Source organism: Streptomyces sp. NPDC001903 (assembly GCF_042891345.1).
In the GTDB taxonomy this organism is placed as follows: domain Bacteria; phylum Actinomycetota; class Actinomycetes; order Streptomycetales; family Streptomycetaceae; genus Streptomyces.
In genome coordinates this window covers 35,832-57,678 of the sequence record NZ_JBIASZ010000011.1, presented here as the reverse complement: position 1 = coordinate 57,678, position 21,847 = coordinate 35,832, and the positions used below count along the sequence as shown (strand labels likewise).

The following is a 21,847-nucleotide window of genomic DNA, read 5'->3' as shown; positions in this document are numbered from 1 at the left end:
CCGTCCGTCGCGCCCCCGTCCCCACGGGGTTCGACAGGCCGATGTCCCGGTCCGGGCCGCTCTCCCGGACCCGGGGCGCCGCTCAGCGCCCCAGCATCACGCCCACGGACGACGCCTGTGCCGCCACCTGGTCGAACCCTCCGAAGAGGAAGAGCAGGAGGGCGGCCAGGGGGAGCACCATGGCCGCGGCCACCAGTGGATGGCGCGTACCGGACTCATGGCCGTTGAACGCGAATGCCTTGCGTCCGTGCCGCGTGATGTCCGCCATGGCCCTCTCCCTGTCGATTGGCAGCGGCGGGCTTGTGACCTCGGGGGACGAGTGCTCCACCCGCCGCTTGTCCTCAACACTAGGCGCGGCGAAGCCCCCTGGCGTCCTGCCCTCGTACCGCTTGGCAGGCCTCCAAGAGGATGACGGCCCGCCGTGCACGTACTCCCCTGGGTGGAGACCGGTCCCCCGCTGTGAGGGTCATCCCGGAGGGGATGACCGGAGGGTAGTGAGTTCGCTCACTTCCGTCACTCCCCGCGCATGCGTGTCCGCCTACGGGGTAGGCGCAAGATCACCCCGCGCGCCCGCCCGGCGCACGTGCTCCCGCCCGCCGCGCGCCCCGCGCACGACCCCGGCCGGATGCCCAATCCCCTTGACCCGAGGGCCGTTTGGCCGTACGGGCAAGTGCCGTACGGGCAGGGGTCCGTGCGGGTGAGGAACCCTCAAGTGGGTTGCCCCGCACTGACAATCGAATCTTCCGGCGAGGGCGCGGCCTCTGAGCGCTCGTGGCGGATCGTCCGTAAGCTGTGGCACGTCAACAGGACGACCGGTCAGCGGGGTGGACATGGCGATGATGCGGCTCCGGCGCGAGGACCCGCGTGTCGTCGGCTCATTCAGACTGCACCGGCGGCTCGGCGCCGGCGGCATGGGCGTGGTCTACCTGGGATCGGACCGGCGCGGCCAGCGGGTCGCGCTGAAGGTGATCCGGCCCGACCTGGCCGAGGACCAGGAGTTCCGCTCGCGCTTCGCGCGCGAGGTGTCGGCCGCCCGGCGGATCCGCGGCGGGTGCACCGCGCGCCTGGTGGCCGCGGACCTGGACGCGGAGCGCCCCTGGTTCGCCACGCAGTACGTTCCCGGCCCCTCCTTGCACGACAAGGTCGCCGAGGAGGGTCCGCTCACGGCCGCCCAGATCGCCGCGATCGGGGCCGCGCTCTCCGAGGGACTGGTCGCCGTACACGAGGCGGGGGTCGTCCACCGCGATCTCAAGCCTTCGAACATTCTTCTGTCCCCCAAGGGCCCCCGGATCATCGACTTCGGGATCGCCTGGGCCACGGGTGCCAGCACGCTCACCCACGTGGGCACCGCCGTCGGTTCCCCGGGCTTCCTCGCGCCCGAACAGGTGCGCGGGGCCGCCGTCACCCCGGCGACCGACGTGTTCGCGCTGGGGGCCACCCTCGCCTATGCGGCGACCGCCGACTCGCCCTTCGGGCACGGCAGTTCCGAGGTCATGCTGTACCGCGTGGTGCACGAGGAGCCGCATCTGATCGGGGTCCCGGACGCCCTCGCCCCCCTCGTACAGGCCTGCCTGGCCAAGGACCCGGAGGAGCGGCCCAGCACGCTGCAGCTGTCGATGCGGCTGAAGGAGATCGCCGCCCGCGAGGCGCAGGGGCTGTCCGACGGGCGCCCGCCGGCGCAGCGCGCACGGGCCGCCGAGCGGCCGACCGGGCGGCTGGCCGATGCGTACGCGGACCAGCGCACGGAGCGGCGTACGGGCGGCACTCCCGCGCCCCAGGGGCCGGACCAGGGCCACGGGCAGGGTCAGGGACAGGGACCGAACAGCGGCGGGCACCCGCGGCCCTCGTCCTCCCGGCCCTCGTCACCGCGCCCTTCGTCCTCGCGGAACCCGGGCGGCCCGTCCTCCCGGCCGACGGCGGGGCGTACGGGCGGCCGCCAGGCTCCGCGCACGACGGGAGCGGGGCGGCGCCCCTCGCGGCCGGACCCCCGGCTGATGCGGCAGCGCCTGATCGTGTTCGTCGTGGTCACGCTGATCGTGGCGCTGGGGATCGCCGCCGCCCAGAAGTTCTAGGCGTCCGGCGAAGCGGGGGGCTGCGGCGGGCGGGTCGCGTAGAAGGCCACCGCCGAGGCCGCGGCCACGTTCAGGGAGTCGATCCCCTCCGCCATCGGGATCCGGACCCACTCGTCGGCGGCGCGCAGCGCGTACGTGGACAGGCCGTGCCCCTCGGAGCCGAGCATGATCGCGGAACGCTCGAAGCGCTCCGGCGGGACCTGGTCCAGCGGCGTGGCCTTCTCGCTCGGCGTCATCGCCAGGATCCGGTAGCCCGCCTCGCGGACCTTCTCCAGGTCGGCCGGCCACTGGTCCAGGCGCGCGTACGGAACCGAGAACACGGAGCCCATCGAGACCTTGATGGCGCGCCGGTAGAGCGGATCCGCGCAGTCCGGGGAGAGCAGTATCGCGCTGATGCCGAGGGCCGCTGCGCTGCGGAAGGCGGCGCCCAGGTTGGCGTGGTCGACGAAGCCCTCGAAGACGGCGATCCGGTGGCCCGCCCCGGCCCCCTCCCCCGCGAGCAGCTCGTCGGCCGCGGGCAGCGGCTTGCGCTGCATCGAGGCGAGGGCGCCGCGGTGCACGTGGTAGCCGGTGACGCGTTCGGCGAGCTCCGGGGTGACGGCGTAGACCGGGGCCGGGAGCTCGTCGATGACGTCGCGCATGACGTCGACCCACTTGGCGGAGAGCAGCATCGAGCGCATCTCGTACCCGGCGTCCTTGGCGCGTCTGATGACCTTCTCGCCCTCGGCGATGAACAGGCCTTCCGCGGGCTCGCGCCGGCGCCGGAGTTCGACGTCGGTCAGGCCCGTGTAGTCGCGCAGGCGCGGGTCGTCGGGGTCTTCGACGGTGATGAGATCAGCCACAGGGTGATACTGCCTTGTCCGGGGTGTGGTGCCAACGGCCGTGCGGGGCGCGGGTGTTTCAGGCGGAGGGGGCGGCCGGGGCCGCGGCGTTGACGTTGACGACCTCGCCGATCACGATGACCGCGGGCGGCCGGATCTCCGCCGCCCGTACGGTCTCGCCGACGGTGGCGAGGGTGGCGTCCACGCGGCGCTGGGTGGCCGTGGTGCCCTCCTGGACGACCGCGACGGGGGTGCCGGCGGGGCGGCCGTGGCGGACCAGGGCCTCGGCGATCAGGCCGATCTTGTCCACGCCCATGAGGATCACCAGGGTGCCGGTGAGCTTGGCGAGGGAGGCCCAGTCCACCAGGGAACGCGGGTCGTCGGGGCCGACGTGGCCGCTGACCACGGTGAACTCGTGCGCGACACCGCGGTGGGTGACGGGGATGCCGACGGCGCCGGGCACCGAGATGGAGCTGGAGATGCCGGGGACGACGGTGCAGGGGATGCCGGCCTCGGCGAGGGCCTGGAGCTCTTCCATGCCGCGGCCGAAGACGTACGGGTCCCCGCCCTTGAGCCGGACCACGGCCTTGCCGGCCTTGGCGTGCTCGATGAGGGCGTTGTTGATGGCCTCCTGGGCCATGTAGCGGCCGTACGGGATCTTCGCGGCGTCGATGACCTCGACGTGCGGCGGGAGTTCGTCGAGCAGGTCGCGGGGGCCGAGCCGGTCGGCGATGACCACGTCGGCCTCGGCCAGGAGGCGGCGCCCGCGGACGGTGATCAGGTCGGGATCGCCGGGGCCGCCGCCGACGAGGGCGACGCCGGGGGTGCGGGTCCGGTTCGCGGTGAGGGAGCCGTCGCGCAGCCCCTCGACGACCGCGTCGCGCACCGCGGCGGAGCGGCGGGGGTCGTTGCCGCTCAGGACGGCGACGGTGACGCCTTCGACGCGGCCGGTGGCCGGGGTCCAGGCGGTGGCCGCCTCGGCGTCGTCGGCGCGCACGCACCAGATGCGGCGGCGCTCGGCCTCGGCGGAGGCGGCGTCGTTGGCGGCCCGGTCCCGGGTCGCGATCAGCGCGTACCAGGCGCCCTCCAGGTCCCCGTCCTGGTAGCGGCGGCGCTCCCAGCGGATCTCGCCGGTCTCGGCCATCGCGTCCACGGAGGGGGTGGCGGAGGGCGAGACGAGGAGGACGTCGGCGCCGGCCGCGACGAGCGCGGGCAGCCGGCGCTGGGCGACCTGGCCGCCGCCGATGACGACGACGCGGCGGCCGGCGAGACGGAGTCCTACGGGGTAGGCGGAGTGTTCGGCCATGGCGGTGCGGCTCCTGGTGCGGCGGGCGGTGTCTGCGGGCCGCTGCTGCGCTGGAGCGGCTGGGTCGGGTGGGGTGACGTGCGCTTTCCCTGTCCGGGTCCAACGATACGGCCCGCGTCGCCGCCCTTGGGGCTGCACCCCCGGGCTCCGGGAGGGCCCGGACGGCGGGGCCGCTGCGCGGGGCTCTTCCCCCGCCCCGCGCGGCGGACCTCGCCTACTTCTCGGTGACTCCGGCCGAGTCGAAGGTGGCGACCTCGTGCATCGCCCGGGCCGCGCTCTGGACCAGCGGGAGGGCCAGGAGCGCGCCCGTGCCCTCGCCGAGGCGCAGGTCCAGGTCGACCAGCGGGCGCAGGCCCAGCTTGTTCAGGGCCGCCACGTGCCCCGGCTCCGCGCTGCGGTGGCCCGCGATGCACGCCGACAGGGACTCCGGGGCGATGGCCCGGGCCACCAGGGCCGCCGCGCCCGCGCTGACGCCGTCCAGGATGACGGGGGTGCGCAGGGAGGCTCCGCCCAGCAGCAGGCCCACGATCGCCGCGTGCTCCAGGCCGCCGATGGCCGCCAGGACGCCGATCGGGTCCGCCGGGTCGGGCTGGTGGAGCTCCAGTGCGCGGCGTACGACCTCGACCTTGCGGGCGTGCGTCTCGTCGTTGATGCCCGTGCCGCGGCCGGTGACCTCCGCCGGGTCGACCCCGGTGAAGACCGAGATCAGAGCCGCCGACACCGTCGTGTTCGCGATGCCCATCTCGCCCGTCAGCAGCGCCTTGTTGCCCGCCGCCACCAGGTCGCGGGCCGTCTCGATGCCCACCTCGATGGCCGCGATGGCCTCCTCGCGGGTCATCGCCGGACCCGTGGAGAGGTCCGCCGTGCCCGGGCGGACCTTGCGCGGGAGCAGGCCGGGGGTGGCGGGGAGGTCCCCGGCCACGCCGACGTCGATCACGCAGACCTCGGCGCCCACCTGGTTGGCGAAGGCGTTGCAGACCGCGCCGCCGCCCAGGAAGTTGGCCACCATCTGCGTGGTGACCTCCTGGGGCCACGGGGTGACGCCCTGGGCGTGCACCCCGTGGTCGCCCGCGAAGATCGCGACCGCGGCCGGCTCCGGGATCGGCGGCGGGCAGACCCGGGAGAGGCCGGACAGCTGTGCGGAGATGATTTCGAGCATGCCCAGGGCCCCGGCGGGCTTGGTCATGCGCTTCTGGCGCTCCCACGCCTCGCCCAGCGCCTTCGCGTCGAGCGGGCGGATGCTGGCGACCGTCTCCGAGAGCAGGTCGTGCGGCTCCTCGCCGGGCAGCGCGCGGCGCCCGTACGTCTCCTCGTGCACGACCCAGGCCAGCGGCCGGCGCTGCGACCAGCCGGCCTGCGCCAGCTCGGGCTCCTCCGGGAACTCGTCGACGTAGCCGACGCACAGGTACGCGACGACCTCCAGGTGCTCCGGCAGGCCGAGCTCGCGGACCATCTCGCGCTCGTCGAAGAAGCTGACCCAGCCGACGCCGAGGCCTTCGGCGCGCGCGGCGAGCCAGAGGTTCTCGACGGCGAGGGCCGAGGAGTAGGGGGCCATCTGCGGCTGCGTGTGCCGGCCGAGCGTGTGGCGGCCGCCGCGGGTGGGGTCGGCGGTGACGACGATGTTCACCGGGGTGTCGAGGATGGCCTCGATCTTGAGTTCCTTGAACTGCTTCGCCCGGCCCTTGGGCAGCGACTTCGCGTAGGCCTCGCGCTGGCGCTGGGCGAGCTCGTGCATCGTGCGGCGGGTCTCGGCCGAGCGGATGACGACGAAGTCCCAGGGCTGGGAGTGGCCCACGCTGGGCGCGTGGTGCGCGGCCTCCAGGACGCGCAGCAGCACCTCGTGCGGGATCGGGTCGGTGCGGAAGCCGTTGCGGATGTCGCGGCGCTCGCGCATGACGCGCAGGACGGCCTCGCGCTCGGCGTCGGCGTACGCGGGGGCCGCCTCGCCCGCGGGGGCCGCCTCGCCCGCGGAGGGCTCGACGACGGGCTCGAGGGGCGCGGCGGGCACGACGGACTCGGGCTCGGGCTCCGTGGCGGCCTCGGCTTCCGCCACCGGCTCGGCGGCCGGTACGACGACCGGCCCGGCCTCCGGGGCGGGCTCGGCGGCGGCCTCGGGCTCCACGGCCCCGGCCTCCGGTACGGACTCGGGGGCGAGAGGGGCCGCGGGGGCAACGGGCTCGACGGCCTCGGGGGCGACGGGGGCCTGGACCACCGTTTCTGCGGGCAGCGCCTCCGGCTCCGGCGCGGCCTCGGCCACGACCGGCTCCGCGGCGGTCGCCACCGGGGCTTCGAGGGGCTCGGCGGCGACGGGCGCCTCGGCGACGGGCTCCGGGACCGGCTGCGCGGCGGCCACGGCGAGCACGACCGGCTCGGGCTCCGCCGCCGCGACCGGCTCCGGCTGAGGGGCCTCCGGCACGGCGGGGGCCTCGGCGGGGGCCTCGGCAGCCGCCGGCGCCTCGGGCGCCATGACGGGCTCCGGCATCAGCACGGGCTCGGCTGCCACCGGCGCGGGGTCGGCCATCAGCACGGGCTCTGCGACCGGCGCGGGCTCGGCCACCGCCGCGGGCTCGGCCACCGCCGCAGGCTCCGGCGCCACGACCGGCTCGGCGACCGCGGCGGGCTCCGGGGCCGCAGCGGGCTCCGCTGCCATGACGGGCTCCGGAACGGCCACGGGCTCCGGCGCCGGCTCCGCCGACCACGGGGCGCCGGCCTGCGGCGGAGTCTCGCCCGGCTGCGGCGCGCCCGGGGAAGCGGCGGCCTCGGGGCGCGGGACGTCCAGGTACTCGGGGCCCACGGTCGGCGGCCCGGCCACCTGGACCGGGATCGGCGCCGGGGCGGCGACGGGCACGGCCACGGGAGCCGCCGGGGCGGCCACCTGCGCCAGCGGCACGACGGGGGCGGCCGGGGCCGCGGCCGGACCCCGGTCGGCGAGGGAGCGTACGACTCCGCCGGTGGCCTCGGGCACGGGCGGGCCCATGTGCAGCGGCCGGCGCGAGGGCGCGGCCGGGGCGGCGGGCGCGGCGGGAGCCACCGGGGCGGCCGGCGGCGGGACCACGAGGCCGCCGAGGTCCAGCGCACCGGAGTCACGGCCGCCGGCCTCGTGCGCTCCCGCGCTGTACGAGGAGTCGGCGTACACGGCCTCGCCGTAGGAGGGGTCGGGGAACGCGGCCGGTGCGGGGTAGCCGGGCTCCGCGTACGCGGCCGGGGCCTCGGGGTACTCGGCGTAGGGCGCGTCGCCGTAGGAGGCCGGGGTGGGGAAGACCGGCGCCGGCGGGACGACCTGGGGGTCGCTCCACGCTCCCTGGCCGCTCGGCATCAGCAGCAGTTCCTCGTCCTCCGGCTCGGCCGGGTTGTCCACGAGGTCCTGGAAGGCGTAGCCGCCCTGGACGGGAGCGGGGGCGGGGCCCGGGTGCTGGACCGGAGCGGGAATGCCCTGCTGATCCACCATGCCCGCGTTGTCCGGGAGACCCTCGCCCGGTACCTGGCCGGTGTCAGTCATGCGTACCCCTCGCCCATCGGTTGTGCGTCTTCGATCGCCCGGCGCCCGAGCGGGGTTGCCGTACGACGTGTCCGTCGCGCGCACGCCCCGCACGACAACCCGTAAGCATTGTCGCGCCCGTTAGCCACCATGGCGGCCATAACCGGCATGGTGCGCTGTGGACTGCGCCACGTCGCGCGTCCGGCGGTGCCGTCACCCCCGGAGATGCCAGGGCGGTACGACGATCGGCCAGCCTACCCCGGCCTCCTGGCCGAGCGGTCCCGGGGACCGCTCAGCGGTTCACGGGGCGTTCGGCTGCCAGGAGGAAGACGACGGAACGGTCCTGTTCGTTCCAGGTGCGGGTGTCCAGGCCCACCGACTGGAGGAGCGCGCACTCGACGGTGTAGCCGCCCTCGGTGAGCGCGCGGCCGATCTCCTCCGCCTCGTCGCGGGTGGAGGCGTGGCTGACGATCCGTTCGGGGCGGCGGTCGGCGACGGCCCGGGCGACCTCGGCTCCCCCGCCGCCGACGCGGACGACGTCGGGTTCGGGGAGGTCCTCCAGTACGTGCGGTGCGCGCCCGGCGACGACCTGCAGTTGTACGCCCCGCTTGCGGGCGGCGGCGGTCGCCCGCTCGCAGGCGCGCGGGTCGGCGTCGACGGCGATGACGGCGGCGCCGAACGCGGCGGCCTCCACGGCGAGGGCGCCGGAGCCGGTGCCGATGTCCCAGACGAGGTCGCCGGCGCGCGGGCCGAGGCGGGCGAGCTGGGCGGCGCGCAGCAGCGCCGACTCCCCTTCGCCTCCGTCGGCCTGGGGCCGGGCCCAGCCCCGTCCGCCGGTGTGGACGGCGCTCTGGCCCAGCAGCCAGGCCGGGTCGGCGGCCGCAGCGGGGCGCGCGGCGGGGGCGGCGGCCTGTCCGCCGATGACGATGACGACGTTCGGGTCGCGCCAGCTGTGGTCGGCCACCCGGTCGGAGGTCAGGACGGTCACCTGTTCCCTGGCGGTGCCGAGCTCCTCGCAGATGACGAAGGTGCGGTGGACCCCGCCGAGCAGCAGGGCGAGTTCGGCGGGGCCGGCGCCGGGCGAGGTGAGGACGGCGACCTTGCCGTGCGCGCGGCAGACGTTGACGGCACGGCGCAGCGTACGGGGGTGGGCGACCACGACCTGGGCGTCGTCCCAGGGCATCCCGGCGCGGGCGAAGGCGGCGGCTACGGCGGACACGGCGGGGACGACCTCGACCTCGAGGCCGTGCTCCGGGGCGCGCAGGGTGCGTACGGCGCCGAAGAATCCGGGGTCCCCGTCGGCGAAGACGACGGCGGTGCCGCGGTGGCCGGCGATGCGGCGGGCGGCGAGGCCGAGGCTGCCGAGGCGGATGCGCTCGGCGGCGGGGGGTACCTCGGGGAGGGCGAGGTGGTGGGCGGCGCCGGCCACGAGGGTGGCGGCGGAGAGCGCGGACCGGGCGGCCGCGGTCAGGGGCGAACCGTCCCAGCCGATCACCGTGACCCGGTCGGCCATCGTCGTCAGTCTCCTGGGGTGGGGGCGGGCGGAGCTTCGTCGGCAGGGGCCGGCGGGCGGGACACCAGGCACGGTGAGACTACCTGGTCATCGGGTCGGTCCGGTCAGCTCCAGTCGGCCCCGACGGCGTAGCCGCTCGCGCCCGCCTGGGCGCCGCGACCGTAGCCGTAGTCGTCGTGGCCGTTGTAGCCGTCCGACTCCTCCATGTCGTCGATGTCCTCGGGGAGCAGGCTCCAGACGATGAGGTCGGTGCGGGTGTCGCTCCAGGAGCCGTCGGGGTTCTGGGTGCGCACCATCCACGCGTTGCGCAGGACGCCTTCGCTGATGCAGCCGATCTTCTGGGCCACCTGCTGGGAGGCGGTGTTGTCGGCGGCGGTGCGCAGTTCGAGGCGTTCGAAGCGCTGGTCGTGGAAGAGCCATTGGGCGACGGCGAGTACGGACTCGCTGGCGTAGCCCTCGCCGCGGGCCCAGGGGGCGGTGACGTAGCCGACCTCGGTGCTGCGGGTGCGCCAGTTGGTGTTCTTGAGGTGCACGATCCCGACGAGGCGCTGGGTGAGGAATTCGGCGACGGCAAAAACGATGCCTCTGCCCTCGGTGCGCTCCGTGTGGGAGTCCCGGGTGGCCCAGGCGTGGGCGTCGGCGTGGGTGTAGGGGTGCGGCGCGGTGGTCCAGGCGGTGATGTGCTCGTCGTTCATCATCTCGGCGAGCGCGCCGACGTCCTCCCCGTCGAAGGGGCGCAGCACCAGCCGGTCCGTGCTGATGGTGACGTCCGGGAAGGTGGTAGTCATGCGCAGCTCCATGCCGTTGCTGGACCTTTGTGCGGGCCGTAGGCACAGCATGCAGCATCGGCGGTGGGATGTGGCGGCCGGGTTGCCCGGAAGCGGGCAGCGCTCGGCCCCGCACGCCCGCGGGGCGTACGGGGCCGATCAGCGGTGCGGGGTCAGGACTTGGGGGCGCCGAAGGCCGGGACGACCGAGCCCTGGTACTTGTCCTCGATGAACTTCTTGACCTCGTCGGAGTTCAGGAGCTTGGCGAGCTTCTCGATCCGCGGGTCCTTCTCGTTGCCGGCCTTCACCGCGAGGAAGTTGGCGTAGGGGTTGCCCTCGGCCTTCTCCAGGACCAGCGCGTCCTTGGCGGGCGAGAGCTTGGCCTCCAGGGCGTAGTTGCCGTTGATGACGGCGGCGTCCACGTCGTTCAGGGCGCGCGGGACCGTGGCGGCCTCCAGCTCCTTGAACTCCAGGCCCTTCTTGTCGGTGATGTCGGACAGCTTGGCGGCGGTGCCGACGCCTTCCTTGAGGGTGATCAGGTTGTTCGCGGCGAGCAGCTGGAGCGCGCGGCCCTCGTTGGTGGTGTCGTTGGGGACGGCGATGGTCTGGCCGGCCTTGATGTCGGTGAGGGCCTTGACCTTCTTGGAGTAGAGGCCGAGCGGCTCCAGGTGCACGTTCACGACGGGCACGATGTGGGTGCCGTTCTTCTTGTTGAAGTCGTCGAGGTACGGCTTGTGCTGGAAGTAGTTGCCGTCGACCTGGCCCTGCTCGGTGGCGGTGTTGGGGAGCACGTAGTCCGTGAACTCCTTCACCTCCAGCTTGAGGCCCTCCTTGGCCGCCAGCTTGTCCTTGACGAAGTTCAGGATGTCGGCGTGCGGGCTCGGGGAGGCCGCGATGACCAGCGGCTTGCTCTCGTCGACCTTGGCGCCGTCGGCCTTGGTGGAGGACGGGTCCGAGGAGCTGCCGCAGGCGGTGAGGCCGAGGGCGAGCGCGGCGGTGGCGGCGGCGAAGGCGGTGGCCTTGAGGTTCTTGCGCACGAAGAGTGCCTTTCTTGCTTTTTTGGGATGGAGGCCCGAGCACGACAAGTGCGGGCTTGCGGGGAAGGGAGGTTCGGGGGGTGCGGCGGGCCCGGTTCAGGCTGTCCGGCCGCGGCGGGCGAGCAGGCGTACCACGCCGTCGCCGATCAGCTGGATCACCGTGACGATGGCGATCAGGACCACGACGGTGGCGAGCATGAAGCCGGTCTCGAAGCGCTGGAAGCCGTAGGTGATGGCCTTGGAGCCGAGGCCTTCGCCGCCGACCGCGCCGGCCATGGCGGAGTACCCGATCAGGGTGATCAGCGTGGTGGTGACGGCCGCCACCAGCGAGGGCAGGGCCTGCGGGAGCAGCACCTTGCCGACGAGGGTGGGGACGCCGCCGCCCATGGACTCGACGGCCTCGATCAGACCGTGGTCCACCTCGCGGACGGCCGTCTCGACGAGGCGGGCGAAGAAGGGAATGGCGCCGATGGCCAACGGGACGATCATGGCGGTGGGGCCGATGAAGGTGCCGACGACGGCCGTGGTGACCGGGATCAGGGCGATCAGCAGGATGATGAACGGCAGCGAGCGGCCTATGTTCACGATCACGCCGAGGACCTTGTTGAGCGGCCGGTTCTGCAGGAGGCCGCCCTTGTCGGTGAGGACGAGGAGGATGCCGATGGGCAGTCCGCCGAGGACGGTCACCAGGGTGGACCACAGCACCATGTAGAGGGTGTCGTACGTGCCCTGGGTGAGCAGGGGCTGCATCTCGGACCAGGTCACTTGGCACCATCCTTGACCAGTGCGGCCAGTTCGTTCTCGATCGCGTCGGCGGCGTCCTCTTCCTCGACGACGTCCACCTGGAGGCCCTGCTCGCGCAGGAAGCCGACGGGCACGACGTTGTCCTCGTAGCGGCCGGGCAGCTCGATGCGCATGCGGCCGATCTGGCGGCCGGCGACGGTGTCCATCGCGGCGCCCAGGATCGAGATGTCGATGTTGTACGTCCGCGACAGCTGGGAGATGACCGGCTGGGTGGCGGCCTCGCCGTGGAAGGTGACGTCGACGACCGTGCGGTCGGGGCCGGTGGCGGCGCCGCTGACGGGGAAGAGTTCGGCGGCGAGCTCGGAGCCGGGGGTGGCGAGCAGTTCGGAGACGGTGCCGGACTCGATGATCCGGCCCTGCTTCATGAGGGCGGCCGAGTCGCAGACGGTCTTGACGACGTCCATCTCGTGGGTGATGAGCAGGACGGTCAGGCCGAGCTGCTGGTTGAGGTCGCGCAGCAGCTGGAGGATCGAGCGCGTGGTCTCGGGGTCCAGGGCGCTGGTGGCCTCGTCGGAGAGGAGCACCTTGGGGTCGCCGGCCAGGGCGCGGGCGATGCCGACGCGCTGCTTCTGGCCGCCGGAGAGCTGGCCGGGGTAGGCCTTGGCCTTGTCGGAGAGGCCGACGAGGTCGAGCAGTTCGAGGGCCTTGCGGGAGCGCTCGCGGCCGGAGACGCCGAGGATCTCCAGGGGCAGCTCGATGTTGCCCTGGACGGTGCGCGAGGACAGCAGGTTGAAGTGCTGGAAGACCATTCCGATGCGGCTGCGGGCCTCGCGGAGCTCCTTGCCGGCGCGGCGGCCGCGGCCGGCGAGCGCGGTGAGGTCGACGCCGTCGACGGTCACGGTGCCGGTGGTGGGGCGCTCCAGCAGGTTCACGCAGCGGATCAGGGAGGACTTGCCGGCGCCGCTCTGGCCGATGACTCCGTAGACCTCGCCCTCGCGGACGTGCAGATCGACGCCGTCCAGGGCGGTGACCTCGCGGCCACGGGACTGGTAGACCTTCGTGAGGCCCGATGTGGTGATCACAGGAATTCCGTCGCTGTCGAGTGCGCGGCGCAGCGGTGTGCCGGCACGGGGCAAACATCTGGGGACGCGATACGGGTCGAACCGTCACAAAAGGGTGGGGTCGACACATGCGCGGGGCAGGAGCGGTCCATGGCGTGTGGACGGGCTCGGCCGGGTCTCGCTTCGGGGCGCGAGACTCAGGAGAGGGGCCCTCAGAAGGCGCACATTCGACACATACAACGAGCACCGGGCGTCATCGTCGCCTCGGTCGCAAGGGTGCGGCTGCTCGTCGTGGTCATGGGCCCAAGTAAAGCAGACGTATCCCGTCACCGATCAAAGCTGTCCGGATAGCGGACGGAATCCGGCCGCATTCCGGACAGCACCGGTCAGTCCCGGCCCTCCGCGGACACCGTGCCGCGACCCCCGCCGACCTGCGCGGACACGGCCGAGAAGCCCCGTACGACCACGTCCGCGTCGAGCTCGGCGGCAGTGCGTGTTGTGGCCAAGGCCACGGTCCGCAGCCGAGCCGGGCGGCCGGCGGGTGGAAGGGCTGCGGCTCTGGCTTGCGGCGGGTGACAAGGCCCGCGCCCAGGGGTGCGCGCACCGGGTCTTTCGGCCCGTAATACCCTCGCTGCATGCTCGACGCCCTGACGGTCGCCCTCGGCGCGGCCGCACTCGCCCTCGCCGCCTGGTGCGGATTCGCCGCCCTGCGGGACCAGCCCACCAAGGACTGGCACTTCATCGGCATGGGCGTGGTGAGCCTGCTGGCCCTGGCCCAGCTGGTGGTCGGCGTGGTCGAGCTGGCTCGGGGCGGCAAGCCCGACGAGGGCACGGTGATCTTCGTGGCCTACCTGGTGGGCGCCTTCGCGGCGGTCCCGGCCGCCGGGCTGCTCTCGCTGACCGAGCGGACCAAGTGGGGTTCGGTGACGGTGGCCGCGGGCGCGCTCGTCCTCGCCGTCCTCGAAGTACGCCTCTACGACATCTGGGGGACCCCCGGTGCCTGACACCACCGCCACTCCGGGCGCACGCAAGCGGCTGGTCTCCGGCCCCGGGCTGCTGCTGGTCTGGCTGTACGGGGTGATGGTGGTGGGCGCGCTGTCGCGCTCCGCCTACCAGATCTCGACCGAGTTCGACCGGGCGCCGCTGGCGTACTCGCTGTCCGGCGCGGCCGCCCTGGTCTACGCCTTCATCACGTACTCGCTGGTGCGCGGCGGGGAGACGGCCCGCAAGGCGGCGCTCTTGTGCTGCGCCGCCGAGCTGGCCGGCGTACTGGCCGTGGGCACCTGGACGCTGGTGCGCCCCGAGGCCTTCCCGGACGCGACCGTCTGGTCGGACTTCGGGATGGGCTACCTGTTCATCCCGGTGATCCTGCCGATCACCGGGATGCTCTGGCTGCGCGCCAAGCGCTGAGTCCGGGCGACGGACGTCAGGCGCTGACCGCGAAGTCGGCCGCGTCGGTGGCCTCCTTCTCCAGGATGACCAGGCGCACGCCGTCGGAGGCGGTGCGGCCGCCGACCTGTACGTAGCCGGCGTTGCGGTAGAGGCGCAGGTTGGACTCGCTCTTGTGGCCGGTGTGGAGCCGGAAGCGGGTGGTCTCGGCGCGGCCCGCGAGGGCCTCCTCGACGGCGCGCAGCAGCCGGGCGCCGAGCCCGTGGCCCTGCAGGCGCGGGTGGACGCACAACTTGGCGATCTTGCCGGTGCCGTCCTCGTCGACGCTGCCGCGCACGGTGCCGACCACTTCGTCGCCGAGCCGGGCCACGAGCACCGTGTCCGACTCCAGCTCCGCCTTGAGGGAGTCCAGGGTCTGGGTGAGCGGCTGGATGCGGTAGTTGCCGTACAGCTCGGCCTCACGCTGGAACGCCAGGTACTGCAGTTTGAGGATCTGCTCAGTGTCCTCGGCAGCTGCCGCCGAAATGGTCACGCTCATGCCCATGTGCGCATGCCTCCCGCTCACCTGGTAGCCCATTGGTCTACCGCTCCCTTCCCCGAAGGCGAGGAGCCGCAACCTCTGACGCGAGCATTCTGCGCAGACATCCCAGGCAACGGGAACGGACGGGTCCCAAACTTCCTTGTGAGATACCCAACTCTCCTGCGATTTCACGGTAGGTGAGGTCTCTGGGCGAAAGAAGTGCCCCCATGAGCTCCGGACAGCGCCCGGGCAATCGGGCGACGGCCGATCGGAGGGCCCGGTTCTCCTCCCCGTGCAGCAGGGCGTCTTCGGGTTCGGCGCCCGCGCTGCCGGGCCGGCAGCCGTAGGGGATCTCGCGTCGGGCGCGGCGCCGGGCGAGCCGGGCCTCGGCGCGCACCGCCCGGCGCAGCCAGCGGGCCGGCTCCGCGGGGGCGGGGTCGTGTTCCAGCAGCCTGACCCAGACGGCTTGCTCCAGGTCGGCCGCTTCCACTCCGGCGCCCGGGGCCTCCGCGGCCGCCTCGGCGGAGAGCAGCGGGCCCAGTTCGTTCAGGAGGTCGGAGTCCTTCAGCAGGTCCATGCCGGGCGGGACGCGCGGGCCGTGCCCGGCGGTTTCCGGACCCGGCACAGCCCACCCGTACGTGATATTCCGCTTATCTGTTGACGGTGCGGGGGCCTCGGCGTCGGCCGAAGCGGTCGGCCGTCAGCGCCGGCGCCCCGGCCGGAAGGCCTCGGCCGCGAGCAGCCCGGTGTCCGCGTTGTCCGTGAAGATGCCGTCGATGCCCTGCTCGAAGTACGTCTTGAAGGCCCCGAAGGCGTCGCCGTACGCGTTCGGGTCGGTGCCCTTGCGGTACTCGGCCGGCAGGAAGGCGTTCTCGTTGCGCGCGGTGTAGGGGTGCAGCACCAGCCCGCGGGCGTGGGCGTCCTTGACCAGCGTGGTCGGGGCGCCGAGCTTGCCGGCCGCGTCGCGCGGGAGGATCAGGTCCATGGTGGGGCCGATGCCCTGGGCGAATCCGGCGATCCACTTCAGGCCCTCGGGCTTGACCAGGTCCGACACCGTGCGCGGGTCCTTGGCCTGTTCGAAGTCCCAGGGCCGGGTGCCGGCGGCGGACAGCAGGACCACGCGCGGCGCGGAGACCAGCCGGGAGAGCCGCTGGATGCTGGAGGGCTCGAACGACTGCAGGAACAGCGGGGCGCCCAGGCCGTCCCGGCCGTAGCGGCGCAGCAGCTTGGCGAGGGGTTCTTCGAGGCCCAGGCCCAGCGACCGGAAGTACGTGGGGTGCTTGGTCTCGACGTGCAGCCAGACGCGCTTGCCCCGCCGCCTGCCCTCACGGTCGGCCCAGCGCAGCACCTCTTCGAAGGTGGGCACGTCCCACCGGCCGTCGTAGAGGGTGTTGCGCTGGCGGACGGCGGGGATGCGCTCCTTCGCCCGCAGGGTCTTCAGTTCGGCGAGGGTGAAGTCCTCGGTGAACCAGCCCGTGATCGCGACCCCGTCGACCGACTTGGTCGTACGCCGGGAGGCGAACTCGGGGTGGTCGGCGACGTCGGTGGTGCCGCCGATCTCGTTCTCGTGGCGGCACACGAGGTGGCCGTCCTTGGTGGGCACCAGGTCCTGCTCGACGACGTCCGCGCCCAGGTCGAGGGCGAGCTGGTACGAGCCGAGGGTGTGCTCGGGCCGGTAGCCGCTGGCCCCGCGGTGGCCGATGACCAGCGGGACGGGGAGGTCCCGGTAGCCGCCGCCGTGGCGCACGTCGGCGGCGTACGCCTCCTCCCCCGCCTCCGCCGCCCGTGTCCCCGCGGCCGCCGAGGCGGATCCCGCCGAGAGCCCGGCCATGCCGCCGCCCGCTGCCAGGACGGCCGCCCCGAGAACCGTGCGCCGTGCTGCCCCACCCTGCGTCATGAGTGCCACTCCAGTCGTCTGAGAGGGCCGGGCGGTACCCGGGGTCTCCGGCTCCGAGCGGCCCGATTCGGCGTGCGCATCGTAGGCAGCGGCCGGTGGCGCGGGGGTGGGCCCGGGGGGAACATGGCGGAAACGTGCGTCAACACTGCGTATCCAGCTCGTGAACCCGATGTGCGCTCGCGGCCGACCCGCGAGTATCGTCCTCACCTGCACTACCCCCGCGTGGTGCGAAAATCGCGTTTCGATGCCGGAGGGCTCACGTTGTTCCGTACATCGCTCATCAAAGCCACTGTCGGACCGGTCATGCGCATGATGTTCCGCACCCGCGTGGAGGGCATCGAGAACATCCCGGGCACCGGTCCGGTGATCCTGGCGGGCAACCACCTCACCTTCATCGACTCCATGATCCTTCCGCTGGTGTGCGACCGTACGGTCCACTTCATCGGCAAGGACGAGTACGTGACGGGCAAGGGCATCAAGGGCCGCGCCATGGCCTGGTTCTTCACCGGGTCCGGCATGATCCCGGTCGACCGTGACGGGGCCAACGGCGGCGTCGCCGCCCTGATGACCGGCCGCCGCATCCTCGAAGAGGGCAAGATCTTCGGGATCTACCCCGAGGGCACCCGCTCGCCCGACGGCCGCCTCTACCGCGGCCGCACCGGCATCGCCCGCCTGACCCTGATGACCGGCGCCCCGGTGGTCCCCTTCGCGGTGATCGGCACCGACAAGCTCCAGCCCGGCGGCAAGGGCATGCCGCGCCCGGGCCGGGTCACCATCCGCTTCGGCGAGCCGATGGAGTTCTCCCGCTACGAGGGCATGGACCGCGACCGCTACGTGCTGCGCGCCGTCACCGACTCGGTGATGGCGGAGGTCATGCGGCTCTCGGGCCAGGAGTACGTGGACATGTACGCCACCAAGGCGAAGGCGGCGTAGCTCCTACTGGCGCTGGAGTGACCGGCTGACGCCCGCCGCGGTCGTCGTGGCGAGGATCCAGCCGGTCACGATCAGCACGTACGAGAGCCACTGGTACCAGCCGCTCGGCGCGTAGGCGGACTCCTGCCCGAAGCCGATGATCGGCAGCATCAGGTCGATCGTGTAGAAGACCGCGTTGAAGTCGGGGGCCTCCCCCGCCTTCAACGGTCTGGGCTGCCGCAACGAGTACGCGACGCTCCCCGTCAGCAGGAGTGCGAACAGCCAGCCGGTCGCGCGCAGCGGCCGGAACCCGTAGCCGACGGTCACGTCCTGGAGCAGCCCCCAGACCCGGGCGTGCCGGGGCAGGGTCCGGCGGTGCCGGCGCAGCTTGGCGAGCTGTACGGTGCGCGCGCCCGCCTCGTCCCCGACCGTGCGGTAGGCCGCCGCGAGCTGCTCGTACGCGTACGGGAGGTAGCCGGACTCCTCGCGCTCCAGCGCGGGCAGCCGGTCCTCGGCGGGCAGGTGGGGGTGCAGGACCCGGTAGGTGAGCCCTTCGGTGCGGATCACGGACGGCCAGACGTCGGGTTCGACGTAGAGCATGTCCAGCTGGCTTCGGCGCAGGTTGACGATGCCCTCGATGGGCGGGCACAGCCTGAGCCAGAACTCGCCGATCGCGCAGCTGCTGGCCCGCAGGGCCACCCCGTCCCGGTTGGCCAGGCGCGCGCGGGTGAGGATCAGCTGACCGGGGATGCGGGCGCCGGTGAGGTTGACCGTCCCGTCCGCTTCCAGCCGGTGGCCGCGCAGGTCGGTGCCGACGGAGACGGTCTCGGCGTGGAGGGCGATCCCGCCCGGGTTGATGAGCTTGGCCCGGTCCAGGCTGATCAGGCCGGCGATGGTGGCGCCGTTGATCCGGAGCTGGCCGTGGACGGTGAGCTCGTCGGCGATGATGTCGGTGCCTATTTCGGCGTGGTTGAGCTGGAGCGGGGGTTCACCGTGCTCGTCGGCGAGGGTGCCCGGCCGGATCACCGTTCCCTGGAGGAAGAGGCCGCCGGTTATGCGGGCGCCCGTGAGCCGGATCGGACCCGTGACGCGACAGCAGTTGAGCCGCAGGGTGATGTCGACGCAGAGGGTGGACGCGGTCAGTCCGGGCAGCGCCGAGTCGGTCAGGACCAGGGCCCGCACCCGGGCCCCGTACAGCTGGGGTTTGCGCTCGAACCAGCAGGCGCGGAGCCGGATCGGATGCTCGATGACCGCGTACTTGAGGTCCAGCTTCCCGGTGATCCGGATGCCGCGCACGTTGATCCCGGGGACCTGACCCGACGGGGTGGGGTCGCTGAGCAGGAGGGCGGCGATCACCTCGGCGCGCACGGTGCGCTCCGGCCCCCAGTCGCGTCCGTCGGAGGCGTCCTCGTCGGGGCCTTCACGGAAGTCGACGCCCTCGCCGCGCGGGAAGGCGTCCCATACACGGCGTTCCGCGGGGGTCAGATCGTTGATCTCCATCGCCGGGATGGTGTCGCGACCGTGATCAACTGTCAACTCCGGTCGCGCCACCACCCACTGGCGGTACGTCAGTGCTCGATGCCGCCCTGGAGCCGCTGCCCCCGCAGCAGGAACCAGGCCGCCACCGCGGTGGCCAGCAGTACGGCCGCGCCCACGCCGGAGGCGAGCCGCAGTCCGTCCACGAAGGCGTCCTGGGCGGCGCCCACCATGGTCTGCGCGGTGGCGGGGTCCACCGCCTTGGCGGCTTCGACGGCGCCGCCCAGCGATTCGTGCGCGGCGTCGGCGACCGGTCCGGGGACCGAGGCCGGGGCGGTGAAGCCCTGGTAGACGCCGGTGACGATGGAGCCGAGCAGGGCGATGCCGAGGGCCGCGCCGAGTTCGTACGCGGTCTCGGAGACGGCCGAGGCCGAACCGGCCTGCTCCTTGGGGACGCTGGAGAGGATCACGTCGGCGGTGACGGTGAAGGAGAAGCCGGCGCCCAGGCCGACGACCAGCAGGGCCGCACCGAGCAGCGGGTAGCCGCTCTCCTTGTGGATCAGGGTGAGCGCGCCGAGGGCGAGCCCGATGGCCGCGAGGCCGCCGGCGACGATCGACCGTACCGAGTACCGGCGGGCGTAGCGGCCGGCGACCAGGCCGGTGACCACCGCGCCGATGGCGGCGGGCAGTTCGGCCAGGCCCGCCTCCAGGGGGTCGCGGCCCTGGACGAGCTGGAGGAACTGGGAGAGGAAGAAGACGAGGCCGGAGAGGCCGAAGACGGTGAGCAGGTCGGCGAGGACGGCGCCGGAGAAGCCGCGGTGCTTGAAGAGCCGCATGTCCAGGAGCGGCGACGGCAGGCCGAACTGGCGGCGGACGAAGCCGTACAGGCACGCCGCACCGAGGACGGCGGAGACCGCGACGCCCCAGGTCAGGCCGTGGGTGGCCACTTCCTTGACGGCGTAGACCACGCCGATGACGCCGACGAGCGAGAGCGCGACGCTCAGCAGGTCCCAGGGACCGGCGACCGGGTTCTTGGACTCGGGCAGCAGCTTGATGCCGACGAGGACCAGGGCGGCCATCACGGGCAGGTTGATGAGGAAGACCGAGCCCCACCAGAAGTGCTGGAGCAGGGCTCCGCCGACGACGGGCCCGATGGCCGCGCCGGCCGAGGCGGTGGCGCCCCAGATGCCGATGGCGAGGCTGCGCTCCTTGGGGTCGTGGAATATGTTCCGGATGAGCGCGAGGGTCGACGGCATCAGCGTCGCACCGGCCACGCCGAGCAGGGCCCGGGCCGCGATCATCATCTCGGGGCTGGTGGCGTAGGCGTTGAGGACGGAGACGGCGCCGAAGGCGGTCGCGCCGACCAGGAGCAGCTTCTTGCGCCCGATGCGGTCGCCGAGGGAGCCCATGGAGACGAGCAGGCCGGCGATGACGAACGAGTAGATGTCGCCGATCCACAGCAGCTGGGTGCCGGACGGCTTGAGGTCTTCGCTGAGGGAGGGTGTGGCGAGGCCGAGTACGGTGGCGTCCACCGCGACCAGCAGGACGGCCAGGACGAGCACGGAGAGCGCCAGCCAGCGCCCCCTGCTCCCCTTGGCCCCGCCGATCGCCCCCGTCCCCTGTTCCCGGGTCTGCTGTTCCGTGCGGCTCATTTCTCCACGCTCCGTCGTGCGCCACCGAGCAACAGCTCGGTGATCATGTACTGGAAGTCCTTCGCGGCGACCCGGCCGTCCATGACGGCCCAGGCGCAGGCGCCGATGAGGCCGTAGAGGGCCTCGGTGAGCCAGGTGGGGCTCAGGTCGATCCGGATGTCGCCCTCGGCCTGTCCGCGCCGGAAGAGCGCGCCGACGCGGGCGTCGAGCCGGGCCCAGCCCTCGTTGACCTGATCGCCCTCGAAGAGCTGGTTCTCGGTGACGAGGAAGGCCAGCAGCTGGGCGTCGCGCTCGGACTCGGCCACGAGCCGGCGCAGGGCCTCGACCGCCGTGCCCTCGTCGAGGCGGGCGTTGTCGAAGGCCGTCTCGAACTGGCGGATGCCGAGTTCTTCGAGGGCCCGTACGAGGGCGTCGCGCCCGGCGAAGTGCCGGTGGAGGGTCGCGCGCCCGATGCCTGCGGCGCGGGCGACCTCGTCCATCGTGGCGGTCGACTTGCGGGAAAGCAGGGCCGCGGCGTCGCGGAGCACCTGGTCACGATCCATGGCCATGAGACAAGCATACCCCGAATGAGACGTAGATGTCTCACACGAGTCGAAATGGGCTGCCCCGGGGCAGCCGGAGAGGAATCCTCACCCCATGAAGCCACTGCTGCTGATCGACGTGGACGGCCCGCTGAACCCGTACGCGGCCCAGGCCGAGCGCCGCCCGGAGGGCTACGCCACCCACCGCATGCGCCCGACCGGCTGGACGGAGGCGGAGAGCCGCAAACCGCTGCGGGTCTGGCTGAACCCCTCCCACGGCGCGGAGCTGCTGGCGCTGGCCCGCTCGTACGAGCTGGTCTGGGCCACCACCTGGAAGGACGAGGCGAACGACTGGATAGGCCCGCACCTGGGGCTGCCCCGGCTGCCGTACATCGACTGGCCGCGGATGCACGGGCGCGCGCCGCGCGGAACCTTCTGGAAGACGCAGTACGTCCTGGAGTACGCGGGCGCGCGGGAGTTCGCGTGGATCGACGACGACATCACGGCGATGGACCGCGAGTACGTGGACCAGCGCCACCCCGTGCGGGCCCTGCTCATGCGCATCGACGAGCAGATCGGCCTGACCCGCCCGGACTTCGACGCACTGGCCCACTGGGCGCGGTGAAATGCCCGCGGGGGCGGCCGGAGCCCGGGCTCCGGCCGCCCCCGCGGGCGTGCCGC

Annotated in this window: 20 protein-coding genes; 5 read left to right on the top strand and 15 right to left on the bottom strand. The window is 73.1% G+C overall.

Features of this window, described 5'->3' with window-relative positions:
- Positions 1–82: 82 nt before the first annotated feature.
- Positions 83–268, bottom strand: a complete 186-nt coding sequence (locus ACFYZS_RS23835; protein WP_030157329.1) for a hypothetical protein — start codon at positions 266–268, stop codon at positions 83–85.
- 562 nt (positions 269–830) lie between these two features.
- On the opposite strand from ACFYZS_RS23835, the gene ACFYZS_RS23830 reads away from it, so the two are divergent.
- Complete coding sequence (locus ACFYZS_RS23830; protein WP_389016005.1) at positions 831–2,072, top strand: serine/threonine-protein kinase; 1,242 nt, start codon at positions 831–833, stop codon at positions 2,070–2,072.
- On the opposite strand, the gene ACFYZS_RS23825 is transcribed toward ACFYZS_RS23830, so the two are convergent.
- From ACFYZS_RS23825 to ACFYZS_RS23790, 8 genes are all read right to left on the bottom strand, one after another.
- Positions 2,069–2,914, bottom strand: a complete 846-nt coding sequence (locus ACFYZS_RS23825; protein WP_389016003.1) for a TrmH family RNA methyltransferase — start codon at positions 2,912–2,914, stop codon at positions 2,069–2,071. The two genes, ACFYZS_RS23830 and ACFYZS_RS23825, sit on opposite strands and share 4 nt — an antisense overlap.
- Before the next feature lie 58 nt (positions 2,915–2,972).
- Positions 2,973–4,199 (bottom strand): uroporphyrinogen-III C-methyltransferase, encoded by a 1,227-nt coding sequence (gene cobA / locus ACFYZS_RS23820; RefSeq protein ID WP_389015999.1) that lies wholly within the window; start codon positions 4,197–4,199, stop codon positions 2,973–2,975.
- Between the two features lie 214 nt (positions 4,200–4,413).
- Complete coding sequence (gene cobT, locus ACFYZS_RS23815; protein WP_389015996.1) at positions 4,414–7,698, bottom strand: nicotinate-nucleotide--dimethylbenzimidazole phosphoribosyltransferase; 3,285 nt, start codon at positions 7,696–7,698, stop codon at positions 4,414–4,416.
- Positions 7,699–7,969: 271 nt separating this feature from the next.
- Positions 7,970–9,190, bottom strand: a complete 1,221-nt coding sequence (gene cbiE, locus ACFYZS_RS23810; protein WP_389015993.1) for a precorrin-6y C5,15-methyltransferase (decarboxylating) subunit CbiE — start codon at positions 9,188–9,190, stop codon at positions 7,970–7,972.
- Positions 9,191–9,294: 104 nt separating this feature from the next.
- On the bottom strand, positions 9,295–9,978 hold the full coding sequence (locus ACFYZS_RS23805; protein WP_389015991.1) for a GNAT family N-acetyltransferase: 684 nt from the start codon (positions 9,976–9,978) through the stop codon (positions 9,295–9,297).
- 152 nt (positions 9,979–10,130) lie between these two features.
- Positions 10,131–10,994: a MetQ/NlpA family ABC transporter substrate-binding protein gene (locus ACFYZS_RS23800; RefSeq protein ID WP_389015989.1), complete on the bottom strand. Its 864-nt coding sequence runs from the start codon at positions 10,992–10,994 to the stop codon at positions 10,131–10,133.
- Between the two features lie 96 nt (positions 10,995–11,090).
- Positions 11,091–11,759 carry a methionine ABC transporter permease gene (locus ACFYZS_RS23795; RefSeq protein ID WP_030157314.1) on the bottom strand — a complete coding sequence of 223 codons (669 nt, stop codon included), beginning with the start codon at positions 11,757–11,759 and terminating at the stop codon, positions 11,091–11,093.
- Positions 11,756–12,820 (bottom strand): methionine ABC transporter ATP-binding protein, encoded by a 1,065-nt coding sequence (locus ACFYZS_RS23790; protein WP_389015986.1) that lies wholly within the window; start codon positions 12,818–12,820, stop codon positions 11,756–11,758. The genes ACFYZS_RS23795 and ACFYZS_RS23790 overlap by 4 nt, the downstream gene beginning before the upstream one ends.
- 614 nt (positions 12,821–13,434) lie before the next feature.
- On the opposite strand from ACFYZS_RS23790, the gene ACFYZS_RS23785 reads away from it, so the two are divergent.
- Together ACFYZS_RS23785 and ACFYZS_RS23780 are read left to right on the top strand one after the other, a co-directional pair.
- The gene (locus tag ACFYZS_RS23785; protein WP_389015984.1) at positions 13,435–13,803 is read left to right on the top strand and encodes a hypothetical protein; all 369 of its coding nucleotides are present in this window, start codon (positions 13,435–13,437) and stop codon (positions 13,801–13,803) included.
- Positions 13,796–14,209, top strand: coding sequence for a hypothetical protein (locus tag ACFYZS_RS23780; protein ID WP_389015982.1), 414 nt, complete (start codon positions 13,796–13,798; stop codon positions 14,207–14,209). Before ACFYZS_RS23785 ends, ACFYZS_RS23780 begins: the two co-directional genes overlap by 8 nt.
- Before the next feature lie 16 nt (positions 14,210–14,225).
- Here the strand turns inward: ACFYZS_RS23780 and ACFYZS_RS23775 are convergent, their stop codons facing one another.
- The 3 genes from ACFYZS_RS23775 to ACFYZS_RS23765 form a co-directional block, all read right to left on the bottom strand.
- Complete coding sequence (locus ACFYZS_RS23775; protein ID WP_053688798.1) at positions 14,226–14,732, bottom strand: GNAT family N-acetyltransferase; 507 nt, start codon at positions 14,730–14,732, stop codon at positions 14,226–14,228.
- 37 nt (positions 14,733–14,769) lie between these two features.
- A complete protein-coding gene (locus ACFYZS_RS23770) occupies positions 14,770–15,285 on the bottom strand; it encodes a sigma-70 family RNA polymerase sigma factor (RefSeq protein WP_078988021.1) in 516 nt (171 codons plus the stop codon).
- Between the two features lie 123 nt (positions 15,286–15,408).
- Entirely contained in the window at positions 15,409–16,605 is a 1,197-nt protein-coding gene (locus ACFYZS_RS23765; protein ID WP_389015978.1) for a glycerophosphodiester phosphodiesterase, read from the bottom strand.
- Positions 16,606–16,908: 303 nt separating this feature from the next.
- Between ACFYZS_RS23765 and ACFYZS_RS23760 the strand changes: the two genes are divergently transcribed.
- Positions 16,909–17,538, top strand: a complete 630-nt coding sequence (locus ACFYZS_RS23760) for a lysophospholipid acyltransferase family protein (protein ID WP_376135529.1) — start codon at positions 16,909–16,911, stop codon at positions 17,536–17,538.
- Between the two features lie 3 nt (positions 17,539–17,541).
- Here the strand turns inward: ACFYZS_RS23760 and ACFYZS_RS23755 are convergent, their stop codons facing one another.
- From ACFYZS_RS23755 to ACFYZS_RS23745, 3 genes are all read right to left on the bottom strand, one after another.
- Entirely contained in the window at positions 17,542–19,017 is a 1,476-nt protein-coding gene (locus ACFYZS_RS23755) for a membrane-associated oxidoreductase (RefSeq protein WP_389015974.1), read from the bottom strand.
- Between the two features lie 68 nt (positions 19,018–19,085).
- A complete protein-coding gene (locus tag ACFYZS_RS23750; RefSeq protein WP_389015972.1) occupies positions 19,086–20,645 on the bottom strand; it encodes an MFS transporter in 1,560 nt (519 codons plus the stop codon).
- Positions 20,642–21,193: a TetR/AcrR family transcriptional regulator gene (locus ACFYZS_RS23745; protein ID WP_389015970.1), complete on the bottom strand. Its 552-nt coding sequence runs from the start codon at positions 21,191–21,193 to the stop codon at positions 20,642–20,644. The genes ACFYZS_RS23750 and ACFYZS_RS23745 overlap by 4 nt, the downstream gene beginning before the upstream one ends.
- An 88-nt stretch (positions 21,194–21,281) precedes the next feature.
- Between ACFYZS_RS23745 and ACFYZS_RS23740 the strand changes: the two genes are divergently transcribed.
- Entirely contained in the window at positions 21,282–21,791 is a 510-nt protein-coding gene (locus ACFYZS_RS23740) for an HAD domain-containing protein (RefSeq protein WP_389015968.1), read from the top strand.
- Positions 21,792–21,847: the final 56 nt, after the last annotated feature.

What these genes read in the sequence shown, in the direction of transcription:
- ACFYZS_RS23835 (WP_030157329.1), bottom strand. Translation starts at nt 268, where the DNA reads ATGGCGGACATCACGCGGCACGGACGCAAGGCATTCGCGTTCAACGGC.
- ACFYZS_RS23830 (WP_389016005.1), top strand. Translation starts at nt 831, where the DNA reads ATGGCGATGATGCGGCTCCGGCGCGAGGACCCGCGTGTCGTCGGCTCA.
- cobA (WP_389015999.1), bottom strand. Translation starts at nt 4,199, where the DNA reads ATGGCCGAACACTCCGCCTACCCCGTAGGACTCCGTCTCGCCGGCCGC.
- cobT (WP_389015996.1), bottom strand. Translation starts at nt 7,698, where the DNA reads ATGACTGACACCGGCCAGGTACCGGGCGAGGGTCTCCCGGACAACGCG.
- cbiE (WP_389015993.1), bottom strand. Translation starts at nt 9,190, where the DNA reads ATGGCCGACCGGGTCACGGTGATCGGCTGGGACGGTTCGCCCCTGACC.
- ACFYZS_RS23805 (WP_389015991.1), bottom strand. Translation starts at nt 9,978, where the DNA reads ATGACTACCACCTTCCCGGACGTCACCATCAGCACGGACCGGCTGGTG.
- ACFYZS_RS23785 (WP_389015984.1), top strand. Translation starts at nt 13,435, where the DNA reads ATGCTCGACGCCCTGACGGTCGCCCTCGGCGCGGCCGCACTCGCCCTC.
- ACFYZS_RS23775 (WP_053688798.1), bottom strand. Translation starts at nt 14,732, where the DNA reads ATGGGCATGAGCGTGACCATTTCGGCGGCAGCTGCCGAGGACACTGAG.
- ACFYZS_RS23770 (WP_078988021.1), bottom strand. Translation starts at nt 15,285, where the DNA reads ATGGACCTGCTGAAGGACTCCGACCTCCTGAACGAACTGGGCCCGCTG.
- ACFYZS_RS23765 (WP_389015978.1), bottom strand. Translation starts at nt 16,605, where the DNA reads ATGACGCAGGGTGGGGCAGCACGGCGCACGGTTCTCGGGGCGGCCGTC.
- ACFYZS_RS23760 (WP_376135529.1), top strand. Translation starts at nt 16,909, where the DNA reads ATGCGCATGATGTTCCGCACCCGCGTGGAGGGCATCGAGAACATCCCG.
- ACFYZS_RS23755 (WP_389015974.1), bottom strand. Translation starts at nt 19,017, where the DNA reads ATGGAGATCAACGATCTGACCCCCGCGGAACGCCGTGTATGGGACGCC.
- ACFYZS_RS23750 (WP_389015972.1), bottom strand. Translation starts at nt 20,645, where the DNA reads ATGAGCCGCACGGAACAGCAGACCCGGGAACAGGGGACGGGGGCGATC.
- ACFYZS_RS23745 (WP_389015970.1), bottom strand. Translation starts at nt 21,193, where the DNA reads ATGGCCATGGATCGTGACCAGGTGCTCCGCGACGCCGCGGCCCTGCTT.
- ACFYZS_RS23740 (WP_389015968.1), top strand. Translation starts at nt 21,282, where the DNA reads ATGAAGCCACTGCTGCTGATCGACGTGGACGGCCCGCTGAACCCGTAC.